Origin of the sequence: Rugamonas fusca (assembly GCF_014042365.1) — a bacterium.
GTDB lineage: Bacteria > Pseudomonadota > Gammaproteobacteria > Burkholderiales > Burkholderiaceae_D > Rugamonas > Rugamonas fusca.
On sequence record NZ_JACEZS010000021.1, the window covers coordinates 50347 to 73361 of the forward strand.

A 23015-nucleotide genomic window follows, 5' to 3' on the forward strand; every position below is an offset into this window, starting at 1 on the left:
TTACCTGCATCTCGATAGTTCAGCCCGTCTACTGTTGTAATTGCGACTAAATATTGCCCCAGTGGCACATTTATCCGCTTGGCAACATCTATTTGTGAAAAGTATAATGCGGCCCGCCGCGAACATGTTGTCAGCCATGCGGCGCCTAACTGCGGAGCAAGCCACGGCTTGCTCTTTGTTTTTTCAGCCGGATCTAGACTATGAAATTTGATAACTTAAAGATAGGCCACCGCCTCGGCATCCTGGCCACGTTCCTGATCGCGGCCATGCTGGCCGTGGGCGCGGCCGGTTGGTGGACCTTCAGCGCCATGGGCGCGCGCGGCGCGCAGGAAGTGGAGCGCGAAGAACGGCTGGTGATGGCGGTGGACGCGGCGCGCGGCGCCCAGGTGGAATTCAAGAAGCAGGTCCAGGAGTGGAAGGACACGCTGCTGCGCGGCGGCGACCCGGCCGCGTTTGACAAGTACAGCAAGGCCTTCGCGCACCAGCACACGCTGACCCAGGCGCGCCTGGCGACGCTGAAGACGGAACTGGGCCTGCTGGGGCTGGAGGCGCAGCGCGCCGACCAGGCCATGCAAGCCCACCAGACCCTGTTTGGACTATACCAGCAGGCGCTCCAGCAATATGATGGCGCCCATCCCGACAGCGCCCACGCGGTCGATGGCCTGGTCAAGGGTATGGACCGTCCCGTCAACCAGCAGATCGATGACATTGTCGCTTATGTGCAGCAGCAGGCGCACGGTTCGATGGCGGCCGCGCGCGCCGAGTTTGCGGCGCGCGGCGTGGCCGGCAGCCGGGAGTTGCTGGCCATGGTGGTCCTGGTCATCGTGGTCGGCACGGCCATGACGGCGTGGCTGGTGCGCGGCATCGTGCTGCCGCTGCAGCGCGCCATCGGCGTGGCCGAGACCGTGGCCAACGGTGACCTGACCAGCCAGATCGCGGCCGCCGGCGCCGACGAATCGGCCCAGCTGATGCAGGCGTTGGGTACCATGAACGGCAGCCTGGCGCGCGTGGTGGCGCAAGTGCGGGCCGGCAGCATCGGCATCGAGCTGGCGGCCGGCGAGATCGCCCAGGGCAATATGGACCTGTCGGCGCGCACCGAGTCGCAGGCCAGCGCCTTGCAGCAGACGGCCGCTTCGATGGTGCAGTTGACGGGCACCGTGCGCCAGACGGCCGACCATGCGCAGCGTGCCAACCAGCTGGCGCTGGCCGCCTCCGACGTGGCCGCGCGCGGCGGCGAGGCCGTGGCCCAGGTGGTGACGACCATGAACGCCATCGACCAGGCCGCGCGCGGCATCGCCGAGATTACCAGCGTGATCGACGGCATCGCCTTCCAGACCAACATCCTGGCATTGAACGCGGCCGTGGAGGCGGCGCGCGCGGGCGAGACGGGACGCGGCTTCGCCGTGGTGGCGACGGAAGTACGCAATCTGGCACAGCGTTCTGCGGCGGCGGCCCATGAGATCAAGGACTTGATCGACAATTCGGTGCGCCAGGTGCGCGCCGGCAGCGAGCTGGCCGACCACGCGGGCGCCACCATGCGCGATCTGGTGCACAGCATCGGCCAGGTGACGGACATCATGGCCGAGATCAGCGCGGCCAGCCGCGAACAGTCGCAGGGGCTGGAGCAGGTGAGCCGCGCCATGGTGGAGATGGACGGCGTGACCCAGCAGAACGCGGCATTGGTGGAGCAGGCCGCCGCTGCCGCCGGCGCCATGCGCGACCAGGCTGGCCAGCTGACGGCCGCCGTCACCCAGTTCAAGCTGGGCGCGAACCACGCTGGCAACGCCGCCAACGCTGGCGTGCGCCGCATCGCGGCCTGAGCGCTTCCGCTTCAGCCCAGCGATTTAATATAGCGGCCGTCCTCCTGCGCGCAATAGCTGGCGCAGGCCAGGCGGGCCGCGTTGGCCGCCGCATGCACCACCATCTCCGCGTTGGTGTGCAGGCACATGGAGACGATGATGGACGGCGGCTCCGGCTGCACCGGCAGCTGCACGAACTCGCCGCTCTCCAGGTAGCTGCTGACGAACAGGCTGGGAATGGCGGCCACCCCATAGCCATCCTTGACCAGCTGGACGATGGCGGCCACCGACGGCGAGCAGGTGATGCGCGTCTGCTCGAGCGGAATGGCGGCCAGGTTGGCCATCTTGCTGACGATTTCCTCCAGCGCCCGCTGCGGCGCCGTGCCCCGTCCAAAGGTGAGGATGGGCAGTGCCAGCAGGCGCTGATGCAGCCCTTCCTTGCGGCCATCGACCAGTCCCTTGCGGGCGATCCAGTGCACCGGGTAGGCGGCCAGCGCCTCGGACACGATGTCGCTGCTGTCCACCCCCTCGACCTGCACCACCAGATCCAGCTCGCGGGCCCGCAGGCGCCGTTCCAGCACGTTGCTGATGTCGACCGCCAGGTCGATTTCCAGTTCCGGATAGTTGGCGTTCATCTCCCGGATGTATTGCGCCAGCCAGCTGTGCACCACCGATTCGATCACCCCCAGCCTTAGCCGGCCGCGGATGGCGCTGTCCTTGCGGGCCGCCGCTTGCAGGCGGCGGGTGGCGTCCACCACGGCCTTGGCATGGCTCAGCAGGTATTCGGCTTGCGCCGTGAGGCGGAACTCGCTGGCCTCGCGGTCCACCAGTTCCGTCTGCAATTCCTCCTCCAGCGCCTTGATGCGCAGCGAAATGGCGGCCGGCGTGGCATGCAGCGCGCGCGCCGTGGCGCGAAAGCTGCGCAACTGGGCGAGCGTGACGAAGGTTTCGAGGAAGCGTGTGTTCATGGCCGGCGGGGGAGGGTTGGAGCAAGAATACCTTAACCATAGTCCCGCGCATAGCGTTCAACGGTAAGAAAAACTATACAACAACAGCAAAAATTACTAGATAGCTCGCTGCACGCTTGAAGATTATTCTTACATCAATCCCCACACCAGCAGCGAGATTGAACATGACCCCACTCGAATTCCGACACGCGGTACGCAACGGCCAGTTCCGCCTTCCCACGGCGGGCCAGTGCGGCGCCTACGCCCAGGCCAACCTGGTGATCCTGCCGCAGGCCCACGCCGACGCGTTCCTGCTGTTCTGCCAGCGTAATCCCAAGGCTTGCCCGTTGCTGGCCGTGGGCGAGCCTGGCCAGTGGAACGTGGCCGCGCTGGGCGCGGACATGGATCTGCGCGCCGACGTCCCCGGCTACAACATCTACCGCGACGGCCAGCTCGCCTCCCAGCCGCACGCGCTGCATGACGTATGGCGCGACGACCTGGTGGCCTTCGCCATCGGCTGCTCGTTCTCGTTCGAGCAGATGCTGATGGATGCCGGCATTGCGCTGCGCCATGTGGAGCAGCGCAGGAACGTGGCCATGTACCGCACCCATATCGATAATCAGAAGGCCGGCCCGTTCGGCGGCAAGCTGGTGGTGTCGATGCGGCCGATGAAGGCGCGCGACGCGATCCGCGCGATCCAGATCACCAGCCGCTATCCCGCCATCCACGGCGCCCCGGTGCACCTGGGCGACCCGGCCCTGATCGGCATCGCCGACATCGCCCAACCTGATTACGGCGACGCGGTGGCCATCGCCGCCGACGAGCTGCCCGTGTTCTGGGCCTGTGGCGTCACGCCGCAGGAAGCCATACGCGAAGCGCGACTGCCGCTCGTGATCACTCACCAGCCGGGCTACATGCTGGTGACGGACATTCCCAACGCCAGCCTGGCCGCGTTCTGAATTCATACCTTAGCACTGATAACAACGACGGAGACAAAGCATGAACACCAGAGTCATACCCAGCATCGAGCAGGAAGGTTACTTCGCGTGGTTCCACGCCCTGACCGGCAAGGAGCGCCGCACCTTCTGGAGCTGCAAGGTCGGCTACGCGCTCGACGCGATGGATACCCAATTTCTCAGCTTCGTGATTCCCACACTGATCACCAGCTGGGGCCTGTCCAAGGGCGACGCCGGCCTGATCGGCACCGTCACCTTGCTCACCTCGGCCATGGGCGGCTGGCTGGCCGGCATCCTGTCGGACCGCATCGGCCGCGTCAAGACGCTGCAACTGACCATCCTGTGGTTCGCCTTCTTCACCGTGCTGTGCGGCCTGGCGCAGAACTTCAACCAGCTGCTGCTGGCGCGCGGCCTGATGGGCTTTGGCATGGGCGGCGAATGGACGGCCGGCGCCATCCTGATCGGTGAGGTGATCCGCGCCAAGGACCGGGGCAAGGCCGTCGGCATGGTGCAGGCCGGGTGGGCCATCGGCTGGGGCGTGTCGGCGCTGCTGTACGCGCTCATGTTCTCGCTGCTGCCGCCGGAATGGGCGTGGCGTTCGCTGTTCCTGCTGGGGATCTTGCCGGCCATGTTCGTGATCTTCATCCGCCGCTTCGTCGATGAGCCGGAACTGTTCGTGGCCCAGCAAAAGCAGCAGGAACGCGGCGCGCAGCGCGCCTCGTTCGCCGAGATCTTTTCGCCGAAGATGCTGACCATAACGCTGCGCGCCGTGCTGCTGACCACCGGCGCCCAGGGCGGCTACTACGCCATCACCACCTGGCTGCCCACCTTCCTGAAAACGGAGCGCCACCTGACCGTGCTGGGCACGGGCGGCTACCTGGCGATGGTGATCGTCGGCTCCTACGTGGGCTACATCGTGAGCGCCTTCCTCACCGACCTGCTGGGCCGCAAGAAGAACTTCATCCTGTTCGCACTGGGCTCGCTGTGCATCGCTTTCGCCTACACCCGCTTGCCCGTCACCGACAGCGTGATGCTGTTCCTGGGCTTCCCGCTGGGCTTCTTCGTGTCCGGCGTGTTCAGCGGCATGGGCGCCTTCCTCACCGAATTGTTCCCGACCCGCGTGCGCGGTTCGGGGCAGGGCTTCAGCTACAACATGGGCCGCGCCGTGGGCTCGCTGTTCCCGCTGATGATAGGCCTGACCAGCCACACCATGGCCTTGGGTGAAGCGATCGGCCTGTTCGCCGGCGCCGCCTACGGTGTGATGATCCTGGCCGCATTGACCCTGCCCGAGACGGCCGGCAAGAAGCTGGAAGCTTGAGTCATCAAGTATCGACAGTCGCAACTGAATCAACAGAACCAACAGAACCAACTGAAGCGAGACACCATCATGAAAAACGACATCCCCACCCACCAACTGCGCTGGCAATTCTGGGTTGACCGTGGCGGCACCTTCACCGACATCGTGGCGCGCCGGCCGGACGGCAAGCTGGTCACGCACAAGCTGCTGTCCGAATACCCGGAGCGTTACGACGACGCCGTCACCCAGGGCATGCGCGAGATGCTGGGCCTGAAGACGGGCGAGCCGTTGCCGGTGGAGCAGATCGAAGTGATCAAGATGGGCACCACGGTCGCCACCAACGCGCTGCTGGAACGGAAAGGCGCGCGCACGGCGCTGGCCATCACCCGTGGCTTCGCCGACCAGCTGCGCATCGGCTACCAGGACCGGCCAGACATCTTCGCCATGCGCATCGAGCTGCCCGACCTGATCTACGAGGAAGTGATCGAAGTCGATGAGCGCATCGGCGCACATGGCGCCGTGCTGGAGGCGCCGGACGAGGCAGTGCTGCGCGGGCAGTTCGCCGCCCTGCGCGCCAAGGGCATAGCCGCCATCGCCATCGTGCTGATGCACGCCTATCGCTATCCGCAGCACGAGCAGCGCCTGCGGGCGCTGGCCGAGGAGGCGGGCTTCAGCCAGATCTCCGTCAGCCACCAGGTCAGCCCGCTGATGAAGATCGTGGGCCGGGGCGACACGACGGTGGTCGATGCCTACCTGTCGCCGGTGCTGCGCGACTACGTGGCACGGGTGTCGGCCGACACGGGCGCCGTGCGCCTGATGTTCATGCAATCGAACGGCGGCCTGACGGACGCCAGCCGCTTCCAGGGCAAGGACGCCATCCTGTCCGGCCCGGCCGGCGGCATCGTGGGCGCCGTGAAAAGCTGCGAGGCGATCGGCCTGAAACAGGTGATCGGCTTCGACATGGGCGGCACTTCGACTGACGTGGCCCACTACGACGGCGCCTACGAGCGCGTGTTCGAGACGGTGGTGGCCGGCGTGCGGGTGCGCGCACCGATGATGCACATTCATACGGTGGCGGCGGGCGGCGGCTCCATCTGCAGTTTCGAGCACGGCCGCTTCAAGGTGGGGCCGGAATCGGCCGGCGCCAATCCGGGGCCGGCCAGCTACCGCAAGGGCGGCCCGCTGACGATCACCGACTGCAACGTGATGCTGGGCCGTATCCAGCCCGAGCACTTCCCGCACGTGTTCGGCCCCAACGGCGACCTGCCGCTGGACCGCGACGAAGTGGTGCGCCGCTTCACCGCGCTGGCCGCGCAGATCGAACGCGAGACGGGCACCAGCCTGTCGCCGTCGGCCGTGGCCGATGGCTTCCTGGCCGTGGCCGTCGATAACATGGCGCAGGCCATCAAGTCGATCTCCGTCGAGCGTGGCTACGACGTGAGCCGCTACGCCATGTGCTGCTTCGGCGGCGCCGGTGGCCAGCATGCCTGCCGCGTGGCCGACGTGCTGGGCATGACGCAGATCGTGATCCACCCGTTCGCCGGCGTGCTGTCGGCCTTCGGCATGGGCCTGGCCGACATCCGCGCCATGCGCGAAGCGGCCGTGGAGCAGGTGCTGTCCGAGGCCACGCTGGCCGCGCTGCAGCCGCGCCTGGGCGCGCTGGCCCGCGAGGCCGGCGCCGAACTGCTGGCGCAGCAGGTGGCGCCGGCCGATATCAAGGTGGAGCTGTGCGCCCGCGTCAAATACCAGGATAGCGATTCGGCCTTCGTGGTCCCAATCGGCGGCCTGGTGGAGATGGCCGAGGCGTTCGCGATCCAGTACCGTGGCCGCTTCGGCTTCGTGATGGAAGGCCAGCCGCTGGTGATCGAATCCGTGTCGGCCGAAGCCATCGGCGAAGGCAAGGGCGCCGACTTCGTGATCGAAGTGCCGGCCGGTGAACAGCCCGAAGCGCCGGGCGAGGTGTTGAGCTACGTCGATGGCCAGACCGTGCCGATCGCGCTGCACGTGCGCGCCGCGCTGCCGGTGGGCAGCCGCATCGCCGGCCCGGCCATCATCCGCGAGGAGATCGCCACCACCGTGGTCGATGCCGGCTGGAGCGCCAAGGTGCTGCCGGACCACACGCTGCTGCTGGAACGCACCGTGGCCGCCGGCAGCATGCACAAGATGACGACGGCCGTGCATCCGATCCACCTCGAAATCTTCAACAACCTGTTCATGGCCATCGCCAAACAGATGGGCACCACGCTGGAGAACACCGCCTATTCCGTGAACATGAAGGAGCGGCTGGACTTCTCGTGCGCCATCTTCGACCGCCACGGCAACCTGATCGCCAACGCACCCCACATTCCCGTGCACCTGGGGTCGATGAGCGACAGCGTGCAGTGCGTGATCCGCGAGCATGGCGCCACCATGGCGCCCGGCGACGCCTACGTGCTCAACGTGCCCTACAACGGCGGCACCCACCTGCCCGACATCACGGTGGTGAGCCCCGTATTCAGCGCCGAGCACAACGCGCCGCCGTTCACGGTGCGGCCGGAACCGCTGTTCTACGTGGCCGCGCGCGGCCACCACGGGGACGTGGGCGGCATCACGCCCGGCTCCATGCCGCCCAACAGCACCACCATTTTGGAGGAGGGCGTGCTGCTCGATAACGTCAAGATCGTGGACCAGGGTGTGTTCCTGGAGCCGCTGGTGCGCGAACTGTTCGGCGCCGGCCCGTGGCCGAGCCGGAACATCGACCAGAACATCGCCGACCTGATCGCCCAGCTGGGCGCCTGCGAGACGGGCGCCAACGAACTGCTCAAGGCCGTGGCCACTTATGGCGAGGACGTGGTGCTGGCCTACATGCAGCACGTGCAGGACAACGCGGAGGCGGCCGTGCGCCAGGCCATCAGCGGCCTGCGCGACGCCAGCTTCGAGTACGAGATGGACGACGGCGCGCTGCTCAAGGTGAGCCTCACCATCGACCACGCCACCCGCAGCGCCACGGTGGACTTCACGGGCACCAGCGCCCAGCGTCCCACCAACTTCAACGCGCCGCTGTCGGTGTGCAAGGCGGCCGTGCTGTACGTGTTCCGCACCCTGCTCGACAGCGATATCCCGATGAACGAGGGTGTGCTCAAACCGCTCAACCTGATCATCCCGCAAGGCTCGATGCTCAATCCCGTGTACCCGGCGGCCGTGGTGGCCGGGAACGTGGAAGTGTCCCAGTACGTGACCGATGCGCTGTACGGTGCGCTGGGGGTGTTGTCGGCCTCGCAGGGCACGATGAACAACTTCACGTTCGGGAACGAAGAGCACCAGTATTATGAAACCATCGCCGGCGGTTCCGGCGCCGGCCCTGGCTTCAACGGCACGGCCGCCGTGCAGACCCACATGACCAACTCGCGCATGACCGATCCGGAAGTGCTGGAATGGCGCTTCCCGGTGCTGGTGGAAACGCACGCGATCCGGCGCGGCAGCGGCGGCGCGGGCCGGCACCAGGGCGGCGACGGCGCATTGCGCCGGATCCGCTTCCTGGAAGCGATGACGGCCAACATCCTGGCCGGCCACCGCCGCGTGGCGCCGTTCGGCCTCGATGGCGCGGCGGCGGGTGCCTTGGGCCGCAACTGGGTCGAACGCAGCGACGGCAGCGTCGAGCGATTCGGCGCCACCCACACGGCCGAAATGCGGGCCGGCGACGTGTTCGCCATCGAAACGCCGGGGGGCGGCGGCTACGGCGTGTAATTTTCACCGGCGGCGCGGTCAGGGCTCGCGGCGCCGCCGGATACTCCACCGAGCCCGCATCACACTGGGGACACCAAAAAAATGAAGAAAACTATGCTTGCGCTCGCACTGGGCGCATCGGCAGGGATGGCCGCGGCCCAATCGGCCGTGACCGTGTATGGCATCGTGGACATGGGGCTGGTACGCGAGAGCGGCGCCGCCGCCGGCGCCAGCACCAAACTGACCAGCGGCGTGGCATCCGGCTCGCGGCTCGGCTTCAAGGGCAGCGAAGACCTGGGCGACGGCATGGCCGCCATCTTCCTGCTGGAGAACGGCTTCCAGGCCGACACCGGCGCCATGGGCCAGGGCGGCCTGCTGTTCGGCCGCCAGGCCTACGTGGGTCTGCAAAGCCGGGCCGGCACCGTCACGCTGGGCCGGCAGTACACGCCGCAATACCTGGCCGTGGCCGCCGTCGATCCCTTCGGTTCCGGCCTGGCGGGCGACACCAAGAACCTGATGGCCGCCACCGGCAACAGCGCCAGCCGCATGGACAACGCGATCAAATATGTGAGCCCGGCTTCGCATGGCCTGAGCGCGGAGCTGGTGTACGGCGCGGGCGAGGTGGCTGGCGACAACACGGCGGCCCGCCAGTTCGGCGGTGCGCTCGGCTATGCGACCGGGCCGCTGGCCGTCAAGCTGGCGTACCACAATCGCAACAACGATACAGCCACCGTGAAGAACGCCAGCAGCGCGCGCAACACGGTGCTGACGGCAAGCTATGATTTCGGTCCGGCCAAGGCGCACCTGGCCTATGGCACTGACAAGGGGACCAACAGCGCGCCGCTGCGCAATGCCACCAATCCGTTCGGCTACGCGGTGGCGCCCACGCCATCCACCGACAGCGCCGACCTGCTGCTGGGCGTGACCGTGCCCGTGGGCGTGCAGACCTGGATGGCTTCCTACATCCGCAAGAATGACAAATCGGCATTCAACCAGGACGCGGAACAGTTCGCGCTTGGCTATCGCTACTATCTTTCCAAGCGCACCGATGTTTATACTGCCTATGCGCGCATCCGCAACAAGAACGGCGCCGGCTATACGGTCGGCAGCGCAATCGAGGGCGGCACGGGCGACCGCGCCGTCAACCTGGGGCTGCGGCACGTGTTCTGAGCCGCCACGCCACACTGAAAACAAAATAGGGGAGGGGCATCATGGGTAAGGTATTCAAGAGCATCGTCGTGGCGCTGGCCGGAGCGGCCATGGTTTTGCTGTCGTTGACGGCCAGCGCGGCCGAGAAGGGCACGGCCGACGAAGCGGTCGCCATGGTCAGGAAGGCGGCCGAGTACCTGAAAAAGAACGGCAAGGAGAAGGCCTACGCGGAATTCAACAATCCCAAGGGCCAGTTCATCGACCGCGATTTGTACATCTTCAGTTTCTCGGCCAACGGCGACGGCATCGAGACAGCCAATGGTGCCAATCCCCGACTGGTGGGCAAGAACGTGCTGGAGCTACGCGATGCCGACGGCCGCTACATGATCAAGGATATCCTCGCGATCGGCATGAGCAAGGCCGGCAAGGGCTGGGTCGACTACAAGTGGCCCAATCCCGCCACCGGAAAAATCGATGGCAAACGCACCTATGTGGAACGGGTCGATGACGTGATCATCGGCTGCGGCATCTACAAATAGTCTGCTTGCAGGCGGGGCGCCGGGCGCTGTCCGGCACCCCTCCAGCGCCTTGCCCTCCTGCCCGCATCGCCGGGCAGTTCCGTTTTCTTGACAGGTCATCACTATGTCATTTTTGGCCACTATAGTGGCGCGGCCCGCCCCTGCGGCCCAACAATGACCTGAAGAGAAAAATATGCGTTCTACCCTGCTTTTCCTGAGCATGGCCGCCACGCTGGCGACCGTGACCGCCTGCGGTGGTTCGAGTACGACCACCACCGCATCCGACATCGTCACGGCCCCGGCCCAGCGCACCATCATCATGGTGTGGGATGGCTTGCGTCCCGATGCCGTCAACCCCGTCGATACGCCCAATTTGTACGCGCTGCGCCAGGCCGGTGTCCATTTCGTCGATAACCACTCGACCTATCCGACCTTCACGATGATGAACGGTTCGTCGTTCGCCACCGGCTCGTTCCCGAAAACCAGCGGCTTTTACGGCAACACGTTCTGGACTCCGCCGCAGGCTGGCGCGGCCCAGCCTATCCCGGTCGGCAAGAGCGCATCCGGCGGCAACCAGGACTACAACGCACCCGTCTTCACGGAAGACTACGCGGTGCTGAGCACCCTGAACGACTACTATGGCGGCCAGCTGCTGCTGGTCAAATCGCTGTTCAAGACGGCGCAGGACGCCGGCCTGAAGACGGCCGCCATCGGCAAATCCGGCGCCGCCTTCATCCAGGACCTGGGCCGTGGCGGCATCTTCCTCGATGAGAACACCGTGCTGCCAGCCTCGCTGGTAACCGACCTGCAGGCCGCCAATTTCGCGCTGCCCAAGAACACGCCATACGCCTACGCGGCGGGCGCCGTGACGCTGGCCGCCAGCAACGGCGACCCGACGGCCCGCGCCGGCGCGCTCACCTTCGCGCTGCCCAACGGCCTGCAGGCCAAGGACGTCACCGACACCACGCAAGGCAATCCGGAAGACGCGGCCAACAAGTACATGATGAAGGTCTACACCGATTTCATCCTGCCTAAAAAGCTGCCTGACCTGTCGCTGATCTGGTTCCGCACGCCGGACAACACGGAGCACGCCTACGGCCCCGGCTCGGCCAACTACCGCAAGGCGCTGGCGTCGCAGGATGCGCGCCTGGGCGAACTGCAGGCAGCGCTGAAGGCCAACAAGATGGACGCCAACACCAACATCATCGTGGTGTCCGACCATGCACACAGCAATGTGTCCGGTCCCACCAGCCTGTATCCGCTGCGCGCCATCACGGCCAGCACCTCGGTCACCAACGGCGTGACCAACGCCGCGCTGGGCAACCGCGACGCCATCAACGGCTTCTCCGTGTCGGGTGACGTACGCACGGCCGACCTGCTGACCTACGCCGGCTTCCGCGCGTTCGACGGTAATGGCTGCAGCACCTCGGCCATGTACGGCATCAAGGCCGACGGCAGCAACGTGCAGCCCGTGAACGTGGATACCACCGGCGCCCTGTGCGGCACGGCCAACGCCAAGTACCAGGCCATCAGCGCCACGCTGCCCACGCCGGTGGCCAGCTTCAAGGTGCCCGCCACCATGCCGGCCAAGGGCATCGTGGTGGCCGCCAACGGCGGTTCCGACTACCTGTACATTCCCGACCATGACGCGGCCACCGTCGCCGCCGCCGTGCGCTTCCTGCAATCGCGCGAGGAATACGGCGCGATCTTCGTCGACAGCCGCTATGGCGCCATCGCCGGCACGTTGCCCATGTCGATGATCAACCTGGAAAACGCCACCCGCTCCGGCAAGGGCCAGCCCGACATCGTCGTCAGCTTCAACTGGGATGCGCAGCAGCTGGTTAACGGCCTGCCCGGCATCGAGTTCGAAAGCACGGGCGCCAATCGCGGCATGCACGGCAGCTTCAGCCCGATCGACGTGCACAACACGCTGATCGCCGCCGGTCCCGCGTTCAAGACCTCCACCGTGATCAGCAACCCGACCGGCAACGTGGACGTGGCGCCGACCGTGGCCTACCTGCTGGGCCAGTCCATGCCGCAAGCGGATGGCCGCGTGCTGAACGAAGCGCTGGTGAAGCCCGCCAGCAGCGCCAGCGCCGTCGTCAAGAGCGCCGTCGTGAACCCGACGGCGCCGGCCACCGGCCTGGCGTTCAAGGTGCCGACCGACCTGACCGGCGCCACCGTCGACACGACCCTCAGCAACGGCAGCTATTCGATCAACCTGATGGTCAAGGACCTGACGGTGGATGGCAAGACCTACCGTTACTTCGACTACGCGCAACCAGTACGGAATTAAGATGATCGTTACCCGGGCTTTTTTGCTGGCCGGGATCATGGCGGCGGCCGGTAGCCAGGCCGCCGACCTGGATTTCGACAAGACTTTCAGCAGCAAGGGCGAGGCGCGCCAGCTCCATTACAGCGCGACGTACCTAGCCGAAGGCCGCACGCACGCGGTGCAAGTGTGGCGTGATGGCGAGCAGCGCCTCAAGCGCCGCACGGACGACAAGCTGGAGACGCATATCTTCAAGCCGGCCGGCCAGACGGAGTGGCAGATGGTGGTGCTGGACCTGCCGCGCCAGATCCGCACCGATATCGAGCGCACCAACCTGTACCGCATCGGTCACTTCACCGACTGGTTCAGCATGGCGCACGCGCTCACGCGGCCAACCGGCCCTTATCGCTTGACGGCCTTGAAGCAGGCGCCCGTGGCCGACGCGCCATTGGGGCCATGCCGCTGGTATGCGCTGGACCGTGCTGGCACGGTCAGCAACGTCTGCTGGAGCGGCCAGTTACGCTTGCCACTGCTGATCGCCGATGGTGGTGGCAAGACGCTGTGGCGCGTCACCTCCGCCAGCACGGCCGCCTTGCCGCGCGCGGCGTTCGCGCTCAACGACGCCGGCTTCGTGCACAACAACGCCAACGCCGATATCCAGACCGACTAGCCGCGCGATGCGGGGCTGCGCTGCCGCTCCGCTTCGCGGTAGGCCGCCGCGTAGCTTTCCCAGTCGGCCAGCACTTGCTGCTGCCCCGCCTGCGCGTGGTCGAGCAGGTCCGCGCGCCAGCTTGCCACGTCGGCGCCGTAGGCCATCCATGCGTCGGCGTTGGCCGAACCCTGTCGCCCGCTGGAACGCAGGTGTGCCCAGGCCAGCAGGGCGCCCATGTCACACATCACCATTTCAAGGCGGGCCAGTTTGCCATCCCAGTGGTCCAGCGTCAGCCTGTCCTGGTCCGGCAGCAGCTCTTTCAGCACGTAGGACTGGCCGTCGAACGTGAGATCGGTCAGGAAGGCGGGCGTGATGGCCTGCACCCGGCGTTGAATGTCCACGATGCGCCGGGCTTCGCTTTCCCATGCCGGTTGCGGGCAGGGCAGCACCGGCGCCCGCGCGGCCGCCACCACGTGCCCCACGTCGTCGCCCCGGCGGCTGGCGGCGGCGCCATCAGGCAGGGCCGGGACAGGAGCATGGCGCTCCGCTCACGCTGTCGCTGCCTGTTCCAGGTAGCGTTCCAGTTCCCGGATGGGCGCCGCGTCGCAGTACAGCACGTCGCGCCGGGACACGATGGCGTCGCGTACGGTATCGCGCAAGGCTGCGTCGGCGGCCAGCCGGCACGCGAGGTCGGCGTAGCCGGTGCTGTCGGGCTGCACCAGATGGTCCAGCCCCATGCGGCGCAGGATGGCGCTGCCGAACCGTCCGCGCATGAAGCGCCCTTCCACCGTCACGATGGGCAGCGCGCAATCCACGGCCTGCATCGCCGTGTTAAAGCCCGAGAAGCCTATCGTGTCGAGGAACACGTCGGCCTGGCGCAGGATGCTGTAGAAGCGGGCCGGCGGCTGCCACGGGGTGCTCACCAGGTACTGCTCCGGCGCCAGGCCGGCCTGCCTGAACGCGTGGGCCACGCGCGCCCGCAACAGGTCGGTCAGGTCGCTGGCCTGGGGATTGGCGAAGAACAGGAACTGGCAGGGACCGCTGCGCCGGGCGATATCGACCAGCACATGGTCATATTCGGGCGCGTACTTGAACGGCGAGCCGGGACAGACGAACAGCGGCACGCCCGGACGCACGCCCAGCGCCGCCAGGTCCACGTGTTGCGCTTCCACCTGGGGTGGCTCGTAGTGGCAGCCCAGGTTGGGCAGCCGTACCAGTTGTTCGGCATAGTGCTCCTGCGCGTCCTCCGCCTCCAGGCCAGCGGCCGACAGGTAGGCGTCGATGGTGGGCAGTCCGGTCGTTTCGGGATGGCCCCAGGTGGCCAGCTGGCGCGGCGCCAGGCGCAGCGCGGCCAGCCGGGGCGCCATGGCGTCCATGCCCAGTTCCGGGTAGATCAGCACATCGAGGTTGGCGCCCGCGATCAGCCGGGCCCATTCCGCCTCCGAGCGCGTACCCTGCTGCATGGTGGTGGCGCGGCTGCGCGCGTAGGCCGTCTCGCCGTCCTCCTTGCTGCCCAGGTAGTACACATGCAGTTCGAAGCGCTCCCGGTCCAGCTCACTGAACCAGCCGCGCACGATGGCGCGCCACACGGGATGCTCGACCACGTGGGCCGACACCACGCCCACGCGGACGGGCGTGCCCGCCTTGCGCGCCCTGGCAGCGGGGGCGGGTGCGGGCAGGCCGCGCTGGCTGGCCCATTGGCCCATCAGGCGGGCACACATGGCGCCGTACTGCGCCAGCAGCGCGCGGTTGTTCTGTTCGTGGTAGCTGAGGTAGAACGGGTGGCAGCCGCCTACCACGGCCAGCGGATTGGCCACCTTCTGCTGCGCCAGCCAGGTGTCGAACGCGTCCAGGTCGCGGGCGAAGGTGTCGCGTTCGGCCGCCAGGTCGTGTCCGGCCGGTCGGATGATGTGCAGCCTGACGACGGCTTGCTTGAGGCGGATGTCGGGCGCCTGCGGCGCCAGGCTGGCCGCCTGTTCCAGCGCGGCCAGCGCCTCGTCGCGCCGGCCCATCAGGTACAGCGCGCCGGCCTTGTGGTTCCACGCCGTGAGGTGGGTGGGGTCGCAGCGTAGCGCTTCCTCGAAGCACAGCAGGGCATCGTCGCGCCGCTGCAGCGTTTGCAGCACGGTGCCGCGCGCGTTGTGCAGTTCCGGCGTGGCCTGCAGCGCCAGGGCGCGGTCGATGGCGGCCAGCGCGTCCTGCGTGCGTCCCAGGCGATTGAGCACGTCGGCGCGGGCGGCCAGGGCCAGCGCGAAACGGGGGCGCAGGGCCAGCGCGGCGTCGTAATCGGACAACGCTTCCTCGAGCCGGTTCAGGTCGCGGTGCACGTTGCCGCGGTTGTTGAGGGCATCGGGATGGCGCGGATTCAGCGCCAGCGCCCGCGCGTAGCTGTCGAGCGCGAGCTGGTGGCGGCCATTGCCGTGCAGGGCCAGGCCCAGGTTGGAATGGGCTTCCGGGTTGTTCTTGTCAAGGTTGATGGCCTTCTTGATCAGGTCCACGGCCTCCTGGTGGCGTCCCTTCTGGTACTTGATCACGCCCAGGTAGTGCAGGCATTCGACTTGTCTGGCGTGGCGGGCCAGGATGGCCGCGTACAGGTTTTCGGCCGCATCGAGCTGGCCTTGCTGGTGCAGGCCCAGGGCCCGCTGCACTTGCAGATGCAATGGCACGCCGGGCTGGAAGCCGCCCGCCGCCTGATTCGCTGTGTTGCCCAACATCGTAGCCCGCCCCTTGTCTGTCGCAGACAGGCAAGGAACTGCCGAGGGTCGTTCCGGCGCGCGCATCTTGCCAAGAATGCATGTGATTGGAAGGCGATTGTAAGCGATCCATGGGGCGGCGAGCGCATGGCGGGCCGGCTTAGAGGAGTTGCTCTAGCGCCGGCGCAACAGCGGACCGGGGGCGTGCGGCCTCAGAATCCCAGCTCGCCCAGCAGGTCGTCCACGCTGGTCTGGTCCAGCGCGACGCTGCCGTGGGCGCCCGGGCCGGCCGTCAGTTCCTCGCGCGCCTGGGCGACGATGGCGCCGGGCGGGGCGGCGTCGATGAGCAGCTTGAGCAGGTTCTCTTCCGTGCTCTCCATCAGCACCACCACTTTCTTGATCAGTTGCCCCGTCAAGTCCTGGAAGTCCTGGGCCATCATGATGTCCGACAGCGCCGCGCGCGTGCTGCCGCAGCCGCTGGCCACGTTGGCGAGGAAGGCCGTGATGCGGTCGGCCGGCACGGCGCCCGTGTCCAGCTCCTGCAGCAGCGATTGGGCTTCGCGCGCCAGCTGTTCCTGGGCCGGGCCATGTTCCTCCACCTTGCTCAGTACCACATTGGCCGCGTTCTCCGTGAGGTCCGCGATATGCAGCAGGCGCCCGCGCGCGCATGGAAATTGGCTGGCCGCGTCCGCGAGCACGCCATCCGCCCCCAGTTCGCGCAAGGTGTCGTGCAGTTCGCGCACGATCACGCCCAGCCGTTCATAGACGGCGCTGGCGTCGGGCGCGCCAGGCTGCTGGTGCAGGGGCAAGGCGCGGTGCGCGGGGAGGATGGCGTTCATGCGGTTACTCCTTTACGTTGCAGGATAAATTGCAGTTTTTGCTGCAGGGTCGTCGCGTTGAACGGCTTGACGACGTAGCCGTCCGCGCCCGCGTGGGCAGCGGAGATGATGTTTTCCCGTTTCGCCTCGGCGGTCACCATCAGCACCGGCAGGCTGGCCAACCGTACGTCCTGGCGTATGGCCTGCAGCAGTTCCATGCCGTCCATTTCGGGCATGTTCCAGTCGGCGATCACGAAATCGACGGGCGTTGCGCCTGCCAGTTCCGCGTGCAGGCACTGCAGCGCCTTTTTACCGTTCTCCGCTTCCAGCACCTTGGTGTAGCCCATTTCCCGGAGCAGGGTGGCCAGGATGCGGCGCATGGTCTGAAAGTCGTCGACGATGAGAAATTGAAGTGCGCTAGCCATGAAGGGTTCCTTAATTGCGCGCACCGCGGTCATGCCGCCTGCGCGATATTGCATTCTGTCAAAATTAATTACCACAAACCAATTATAGCAAATTATTGTTCTAAATGACGTATTTGGGGAATTCAGTTTTTATTTGCCATATTTGTTGAGCCGGGATGCGGCGGCTGTCGCCCGTGCCGCCGGTGGGCGCGCCATGATTGTGGCGACGCGGCTACAGGATTGATTTGGCTCATAGAATTTTCTTTCGGCATCGACCATACTCGCGGGAAACTTTCTGGGCGCCAACACGGCGCAAGGCCATGCTTCTCAGTTGCGAATTCCCCATCAAGCGGCTCGTCACGCGCGATCTGCTCGCGTGCGCCCCCGATACCTCGCTGCTGGAGGTGGCCAGGCTCATGGCGGCGCGCCGCTGCAGCTCGATCCTGGTGCTGGACGGCGACGAGGCCGTGGGCATCTTCACGGAAAGTGACGTGCTGCACTTCGACCTGTCCAACCCGGCGCTGGCCACGCTGCCGGTGTCGTCGGCCATGAGCGGGCCGGTGCAGACCATCCAGGGCGAGCTGCTGGTGGGCGAGGCGGCCGTGCAGTTCAAGCGCAACGGCATCCGCCACCTGCTGGTGGTGGACGAGCGGGGCCAGCGTCTGGGGATGCTGTCGCAAAGCGACGTGGTGCTCAACCAGGGCGCGGAGTTCTTCCTGCGCATGCGGGCCGTCAGTTCCATTCCCTGCCATACGCCGCTGGTGCTGGCCGAGGAGATGGCGCTCGATGAAGCCGTGGCCGAGATGCGCCGCTGCGGCCGTGACGCGGCCATCATCTCCTATGCCGACGGCGGCCATGGCATCTTCACCCAGCGCGACATCGTGCGCCTGATCGCCAACGGCGGCGGCGCATCGGGCACGGTGGGCCAGCACGCCAGCCGGCCCTTGCGCAGCGTGCAGGCCGGCCAGAGCCTGTACCTGGCCCGCAAGATGCTGGCCCAGAACAAGATTCGCCACCTGGGCGTGCTCGATGACGATGAGCGGCTGGTGGGCCTGCTCAGCTTTAACGATATCCTCAGCAGCATCGAGGATGAATATGTGTCCGAACTGGGCGCGGCCCTGCGCGAGCGCGACCAGGCGCTGTGGGAGTCGCGCTACCACCTGCGGCTGGCCGACCGCGTGTTCGAGTCGACCCTGGAAGGGGTGATGGTGACGCGCGCCGACGGCACCATCGAGCGCGTCAACCCGGCCTTCGAGACGCTGACCGGCTACAGCGCCGAGGAAGCCATCGGCCGCAACGCCAGCATGCTCAGTTCCAAGCGCCAGTCGCCCGAGTTTTACCAGCAGATGTGGGCCCAGCTGGCCGAGACGGGCTGCTGGCAGGGCGAGATCTGGAACCGCCGGCGCGATGGCGAGCTGTACCTGGAACACCTGACCATCTCCAGCATCTGCGACGACGCCGGCGTGTGCACCCATTACGCGGCCATCTTCGCCGATATCACCCAGCGCCGCATGGCCGAGGAGCGGCTGAACTACCTGGCCACCCACGACGCGCTGACGGGCTTGCCCAACCGTTCGCTGTTCGGCGAGCGGCTGGAACACGCGCTGCGCTGCGCCCAGCGCACCCAGCACCGCAGCGCCGTGCTGTTCGTGGACCTGGACCGCTTCAAGCTCGTCAACGACAGCCTGGGCCACGGCGTGGGCGACGAGCTGCTCAAGATGGTGGGCGAGCGCCTGCGCGCCTGCGTGCGCGAGACGGACACCGTGGCCCGCCTGGGCGGCGACGAATTCACGCTGCTGCTGGAAGACGTGGGCGACGCGCGCCACGTGGCCCACATCGCGCAGAAGCTGCTGGACACGATCGGCGCGCCATTCCACATCACCGGCGAGGAAATCTACGTTACGCCCAGCATCGGTGTGAGCATGTATCCGGACGATGGCGAGGACGCGCAAACGCTGGTGCTGCACGCGGACCGCGCCATGTACGAAGCCAAGGGCGCCGGCAAGAACAACTTCCAGTTCTTCATCGGCCAGATGAACACGGACACCAACGAGCAGCTGCAGATCGAGAGCGACTTGCGCCAGGCGCTCGAGCGCGACGAGCTTGTGCTGCACTATCAGCCCAAGGTGGACCTGGCCGACGGCGCCGTGGTGGGGCTGGAGGCGTTGGTGCGCTGGCAGCATCCCACGCTGGGCTTGCTGGCGCCGGGACGCTTCATCCCCATCGCCGAGGAGACGGCGCTCATCATCCCGCTGGGCCAGGGCGTGCTGCGCGAGGCGTGCCGCCAGGGGCGGGCCTGGCTGGACGCGGGCTACGTGTTCGGCACCATGGCCGTCAACCTGTCGCTGCGCCAGCTGCGCTGGGAAGGCTTCCTGCACGACGTGGACACCATCCTGGCCGATACCGGCTTCCCGGCCGAATACCTGCAGCTGGAACTGATCGAGAGCCAGGCCATCGATGGCTGCGCGCAGTGTGAAGGCGTGCTGCACGCGCTGGCCGCGCGCGGCATTTCGCTGGCCATCGACGATTTCGGCGTCGGCTATTCGTCCTTCGTCTACCTCAAGTCGCTGCCGCTCGACACGCTCAAGGTGGACCGCTCGCTGCTGGCCGGCACGGGCCACAGCCGGCGCGACGTGGCGGTGCTGCGCGCCATCCTGGCCATGGCCGACGCGCTCGACATGACGGTGGTGATGGAGGGCGTGGAGACGGAGGACGAAGCGGCCATGTTGCGCACCATCGGTTGCCCGCAGGTGCAGGGCTGGCTGTTCGGGCGCGCCCAGCCGGCGCAAGAGGTCGAGCCACGCCTGGCCCGCCTGCCCGCGGCGTCCACCGCGTCCTATACGGCGCCGGCCAGCCGCCCCCGTTCCCCGTCCCTGGCCCGGTAAGGCGCGGCGCTGCTCGCCGCCACTTGCTGGCTCCACACATCGCCGCTGGCCACGCTGAACACGATGCGCCGGTGGCCGTGGCCGTACAGGCTCTCGGAGGCGACCGGGATGTGCCGTTCGCGCAGCAGCCGCAGCGCCAGCTCGCCGTTGCGGCGGCCGATGTCGTGGCCGTCGCCCAGCAGTGGCTGGGCGAACATGCTGGCGCCGCCGAACACCTTGGCCTGGCACTCGCCCGGCGCCGCGCCCAGGGCGGCCAGATCGCGCAACATCATCTCCAGCGCATCGGCGCAGTAGCGCGCGTCGGGCTGGCCGGCGCGCACGCTGTCGGGCGCGGGCAGCACGCTATGCGACATGGCGCCCACGCGGCGTCGCGCGTGCCACAGCGTGATCGAGACGCAGGAACCGAGCACGGTGCGGATGCGGTGTACCTGGTTGCCCACGAAGTATTGGCCGGGTAACAGGAAGATGTCGGTAACTCGGTGCGCGCGTTGCATGCGATGGGACTCCGCGATGGCTGGCTGGTGGGCGGGAACAGCGCCCGCGCCTCCCTGGATACGCCCACTATAGGCGGCCGCAGCGCGCCTGTCTGTTGTACTTAGGTGCAGGGGGCAAGGGCCGCGCCACTGCACCAAAGTACAAGTTACAGCCGTTCCCCGGTCCGGTACCATCTGCGGCGGCAGGCAGCAGGGCACTCCTGTTCAACAGATTAACGGTGGGCGCGTCTGACCAGCCTACGTGGCCCTGCGCGACTATCCCGATGGCGAGCCCGATGAAGCGCTGTTCAGCCGCTTTTGCATGCGGCCGGCGCGGGTGAGGGCCGTCCACACGCGGGGCACGGGGCGCGGCAAGGCGGCTATGGCGGGGGCGCACTTACGGCTGGCGGGAATGTGACGGTGCCTGATCTTTTTCTTCGCCGCCGCAAACTATTGGCGCTATCATGGAGGCATCGAGACAGACGAGGCGAACAGCGTGGCATGACAAATCCGGTGACACCAGCGTATGCTCCCCCGGAGCGGCCCGCGCAGGGCGACATCCTTGTCGTGGAGGACACGCCGGCCTCGTTGCAGCTGTTGACCGGCCTGCTGAGCGAGGCGGGCCACCGCGTGCGCCCGGCGCCCGATGGCGAGCTGGCCCTGTGGTCGGCCCGTGGCCAGCCGCCCGAGCTGATCCTGCTTGACATCCGCATGCCGGGCATGGATGGCTACGAAGTGTGCCGCCAGCTCAAGGACGATGCGCGCCTGCGCGAGGTGCCCGTGATCTTCCTGTCGGCCTGCACCGACACGGACGACAAGCTGCGCGGCTTCGCCGTGGGCGGTGTCGATTTCATCTCCAAGCCCTACCAGTTCGAGGAAGTGCAGGCGCGCGTGCTGGCCCACCTGGAGCTCGCCCGCCTGCGCCAGCGCCTGGCCTACCAGAACGCGCACCTGGAACAGCTGGTCGAGGCCAAGGCCGAGGAACTGGCCCAGGCCCGGCTGTCGCTGCTGGGCGAACGGCAGTTGCGCGACCTGGCCGAGCGCGAGTCGCGCTTGCGCCTGTCGGAGATCGCCCACATGAACCGCAACGCCAGCGCCACCGTCTATTGCGCGGCCCTGGTGCATGAGCTGAACCAGCCGCTGGCGGCCATCATGAGCAACGCCGAGGCGGCCGAACTGTTCCTGAACATGGAACGCCCGGCGCTGGCCGAGGTGGCCGAGATCCTGGCCGACATCCGGCGCGATGACCTGCGCGCCAGTGAACTGATACAGAGCATGCGCGACCTGCTCAAGAAGTCGGAGGCCGTCACGGCCAGCCTGGACCTGAACGAGGTGGTGCGGGTGGCGGCCATGCTGCTGGCCAGCGAGGCCAGGGTGCGCCAGTGCGCGCTGACGCTGGCGCTGGACGGCCCGGCGCTGCCGGTGGCGGCCGACCGCATCCAGCTGCAGCAGGTGATGATCAACCTGATCCTGAACGGCATGGACGCCATGGCGGACTTGCCGCCCGGCGCGCGCCGCTTGGAGATCTCGGCGGCGCTGGCCGGGGGCCAGGCGCAAGTGCTGGTGCGCGACCACGGGGCCGGCTTCACGTGCGACCTGGAGCGGGTGTTCGAGTCGTTCTTCACCACCAAGCCAGGCGGCATGGGATTGGGATTGTCCATCGCGGCGGCCATCGTGCGCGAGCACGGCGGCCAGATCTGGGCCGGCAACTGCCCCGATGGCGGCGCCGTGGTGGGTTTTCGCCTGCCGCGGGAGGCGCTGCCGGAGCAGGGTGCGGGGGACGCGCCATGACGCCGTCGCCGCTGATCCATGTCATCGACGACGACGTCTCGCTGCGGGCCGCGCTGGGCCGGCTGCTGGCCGTGTCGGGCTACCGGGTGTGCAGCTACGAGTCGGCCAGCGCCTTTCTGGACGCGGCCCCCGACGATGAAGCAGGCTGCATCCTGCTCGACGTCCACATGCCGGGCTTGACGGGGCTGCAACTGCAGGAACACCTGGCCGCGTGCGGCAGCATCCTGCCCATCGTGTTCCTGACCGGCAGCGCCGACATCGCCACCAGCGTGCGCGCCATCAAGGCCGGGGCCGAGGACTACCTGCTCAAGCCGATCACCCGTGACGCCCTGGTGGACGTGATCGAGCGCGCGGTGCGGCGCTGGACGGCCGCCGCCGCCGGGCGGGCCGGGCTGGCCGACTTGCGCCAGCGCCATGCCAGCCTGACGGCGCGCGAGCGGGAAGTATTCGCGCTGGTGATCCAGGGCTTGATGAACAAGCAGATCGCCTACGCGCTGGGCAACAGCGAGCGCACGGTCAAGGCCCAGCGCCAGGCCGTGATGGAAAAGCTGGGCGCCGATTCCGTGGCCGACCTGGTCACCATGGGTATCCGGCTCGGCGTGCTCAAGGGCTGACGCCGTGGCCTATGGCACCAAAGGACAAGATACGGCGCCCGC

General features: G+C 67.2%; 17 protein-coding genes. 11 read left to right on the plus strand and 6 right to left on the minus strand.

Annotated features, from left to right (window positions below; all coding sequences use genetic code 11):
- Nucleotides 1-200: 200 nt before the first annotated feature.
- Nucleotides 201-1820, plus strand: a complete 1620-nt coding sequence (locus H3H36_RS27580) for a methyl-accepting chemotaxis protein (RefSeq protein ID WP_182219983.1) — start codon at nucleotides 201-203, stop codon at nucleotides 1818-1820.
- Between the two features lie 11 nt (nucleotides 1821-1831).
- Here H3H36_RS27580 and H3H36_RS20690 read toward each other — a convergent pair whose 3' ends face one another.
- Complete coding sequence (locus H3H36_RS20690) at nucleotides 1832-2767, minus strand: LysR family transcriptional regulator (RefSeq protein WP_182219984.1); 936 nt, start codon at nucleotides 2765-2767, stop codon at nucleotides 1832-1834.
- 164 nt (nucleotides 2768-2931) lie between these two features.
- Here H3H36_RS20690 and H3H36_RS20695 point away from each other — a divergent pair, with 164 nt between their 5' ends.
- The 7 genes from H3H36_RS20695 (at nucleotide 2932) to H3H36_RS20725 (ending at nucleotide 13313) form a co-directional block, all read left to right on the plus strand.
- Entirely contained in the window at nucleotides 2932-3705 is a 774-nt protein-coding gene (locus H3H36_RS20695; protein ID WP_182219985.1) for a putative hydro-lyase, read from the plus strand.
- Between the two features lie 40 nt (nucleotides 3706-3745).
- Nucleotides 3746-5020, plus strand: a complete 1275-nt coding sequence (locus H3H36_RS20700; RefSeq protein WP_182219986.1) for an MFS transporter — start codon at nucleotides 3746-3748, stop codon at nucleotides 5018-5020.
- A gap of 69 nt (nucleotides 5021-5089) precedes the next feature.
- Nucleotides 5090-8725, plus strand: coding sequence for a hydantoinase B/oxoprolinase family protein (locus tag H3H36_RS20705; RefSeq protein ID WP_182219987.1), 3636 nt, complete (start codon nucleotides 5090-5092; stop codon nucleotides 8723-8725).
- A gap of 81 nt (nucleotides 8726-8806) precedes the next feature.
- Nucleotides 8807-9874 carry a porin gene (locus H3H36_RS20710; protein WP_182219988.1) on the plus strand — a complete coding sequence of 356 codons (1068 nt, stop codon included), beginning with the start codon at nucleotides 8807-8809 and terminating at the stop codon, nucleotides 9872-9874.
- Nucleotides 9875-9915: 41 nt separating this feature from the next.
- Nucleotides 9916-10392, plus strand: a complete 477-nt coding sequence (locus H3H36_RS20715; RefSeq protein ID WP_182219989.1) for a cache domain-containing protein — start codon at nucleotides 9916-9918, stop codon at nucleotides 10390-10392.
- Nucleotides 10393-10564: 172 nt separating this feature from the next.
- Complete coding sequence (locus H3H36_RS20720; RefSeq protein ID WP_229220019.1) at nucleotides 10565-12667, plus strand: alkaline phosphatase family protein; 2103 nt, start codon at nucleotides 10565-10567, stop codon at nucleotides 12665-12667.
- Between the two features lies 1 nt (nucleotide 12668).
- The gene (locus H3H36_RS20725; protein ID WP_182219990.1) at nucleotides 12669-13313 is read left to right on the plus strand and encodes a hypothetical protein; all 645 of its coding nucleotides are present in this window, start codon (nucleotides 12669-12671) and stop codon (nucleotides 13311-13313) included.
- Here H3H36_RS20725 and H3H36_RS20730 read toward each other — a convergent pair.
- The 4 genes from H3H36_RS20730 to H3H36_RS20745 form a co-directional block, all read right to left on the minus strand.
- Complete coding sequence (locus H3H36_RS20730; RefSeq protein ID WP_182219991.1) at nucleotides 13310-13777, minus strand: DUF2252 family protein; 468 nt, start codon at nucleotides 13775-13777, stop codon at nucleotides 13310-13312. The two genes, H3H36_RS20725 and H3H36_RS20730, sit on opposite strands and share 4 nt — an antisense overlap.
- 66 nt (nucleotides 13778-13843) lie before the next feature.
- Nucleotides 13844-16009 carry an O-linked N-acetylglucosamine transferase, SPINDLY family protein gene (locus H3H36_RS20735; RefSeq protein WP_182219992.1) on the minus strand — a complete coding sequence of 722 codons (2166 nt, stop codon included), beginning with the start codon at nucleotides 16007-16009 and terminating at the stop codon, nucleotides 13844-13846.
- A gap of 191 nt (nucleotides 16010-16200) precedes the next feature.
- A complete protein-coding gene (locus H3H36_RS20740; RefSeq protein ID WP_182219993.1) occupies nucleotides 16201-16827 on the minus strand; it encodes a protein phosphatase CheZ in 627 nt (208 codons plus the stop codon).
- Nucleotides 16824-17264, minus strand: coding sequence for a response regulator (locus H3H36_RS20745; protein WP_375539611.1), 441 nt, complete (start codon nucleotides 17262-17264; stop codon nucleotides 16824-16826). The genes H3H36_RS20740 and H3H36_RS20745 overlap by 4 nt, the downstream gene beginning before the upstream one ends.
- A 266-nt stretch (nucleotides 17265-17530) precedes the next feature.
- Between H3H36_RS20745 and H3H36_RS20750 the strand changes: the two genes are divergently transcribed.
- Nucleotides 17531-20095 carry an EAL domain-containing protein gene (locus tag H3H36_RS20750; RefSeq protein ID WP_182219994.1) on the plus strand — a complete coding sequence of 855 codons (2565 nt, stop codon included), beginning with the start codon at nucleotides 17531-17533 and terminating at the stop codon, nucleotides 20093-20095.
- On the opposite strand, the gene H3H36_RS20755 is transcribed toward H3H36_RS20750, so the two are convergent.
- A complete protein-coding gene (locus tag H3H36_RS20755) occupies nucleotides 20047-20589 on the minus strand; it encodes a chemotaxis protein CheD (RefSeq protein WP_182219995.1) in 543 nt (180 codons plus the stop codon). The two genes, H3H36_RS20750 and H3H36_RS20755, sit on opposite strands and share 49 nt — an antisense overlap.
- Before the next feature lie 480 nt (nucleotides 20590-21069).
- Between H3H36_RS20755 and H3H36_RS20760 the strand changes: the two genes are divergently transcribed.
- On the plus strand, nucleotides 21070-22359 hold the full coding sequence (locus tag H3H36_RS20760) for a sensor histidine kinase (protein ID WP_182219996.1): 1290 nt from the start codon (nucleotides 21070-21072) through the stop codon (nucleotides 22357-22359).
- Nucleotides 22356-22973 (plus strand): response regulator transcription factor, encoded by a 618-nt coding sequence (locus H3H36_RS20765; protein WP_182219997.1) that lies wholly within the window; start codon nucleotides 22356-22358, stop codon nucleotides 22971-22973. Before H3H36_RS20760 ends, H3H36_RS20765 begins: the two co-directional genes overlap by 4 nt.
- The last annotated feature ends 42 nt before the right edge of the window (nucleotides 22974-23015 follow it).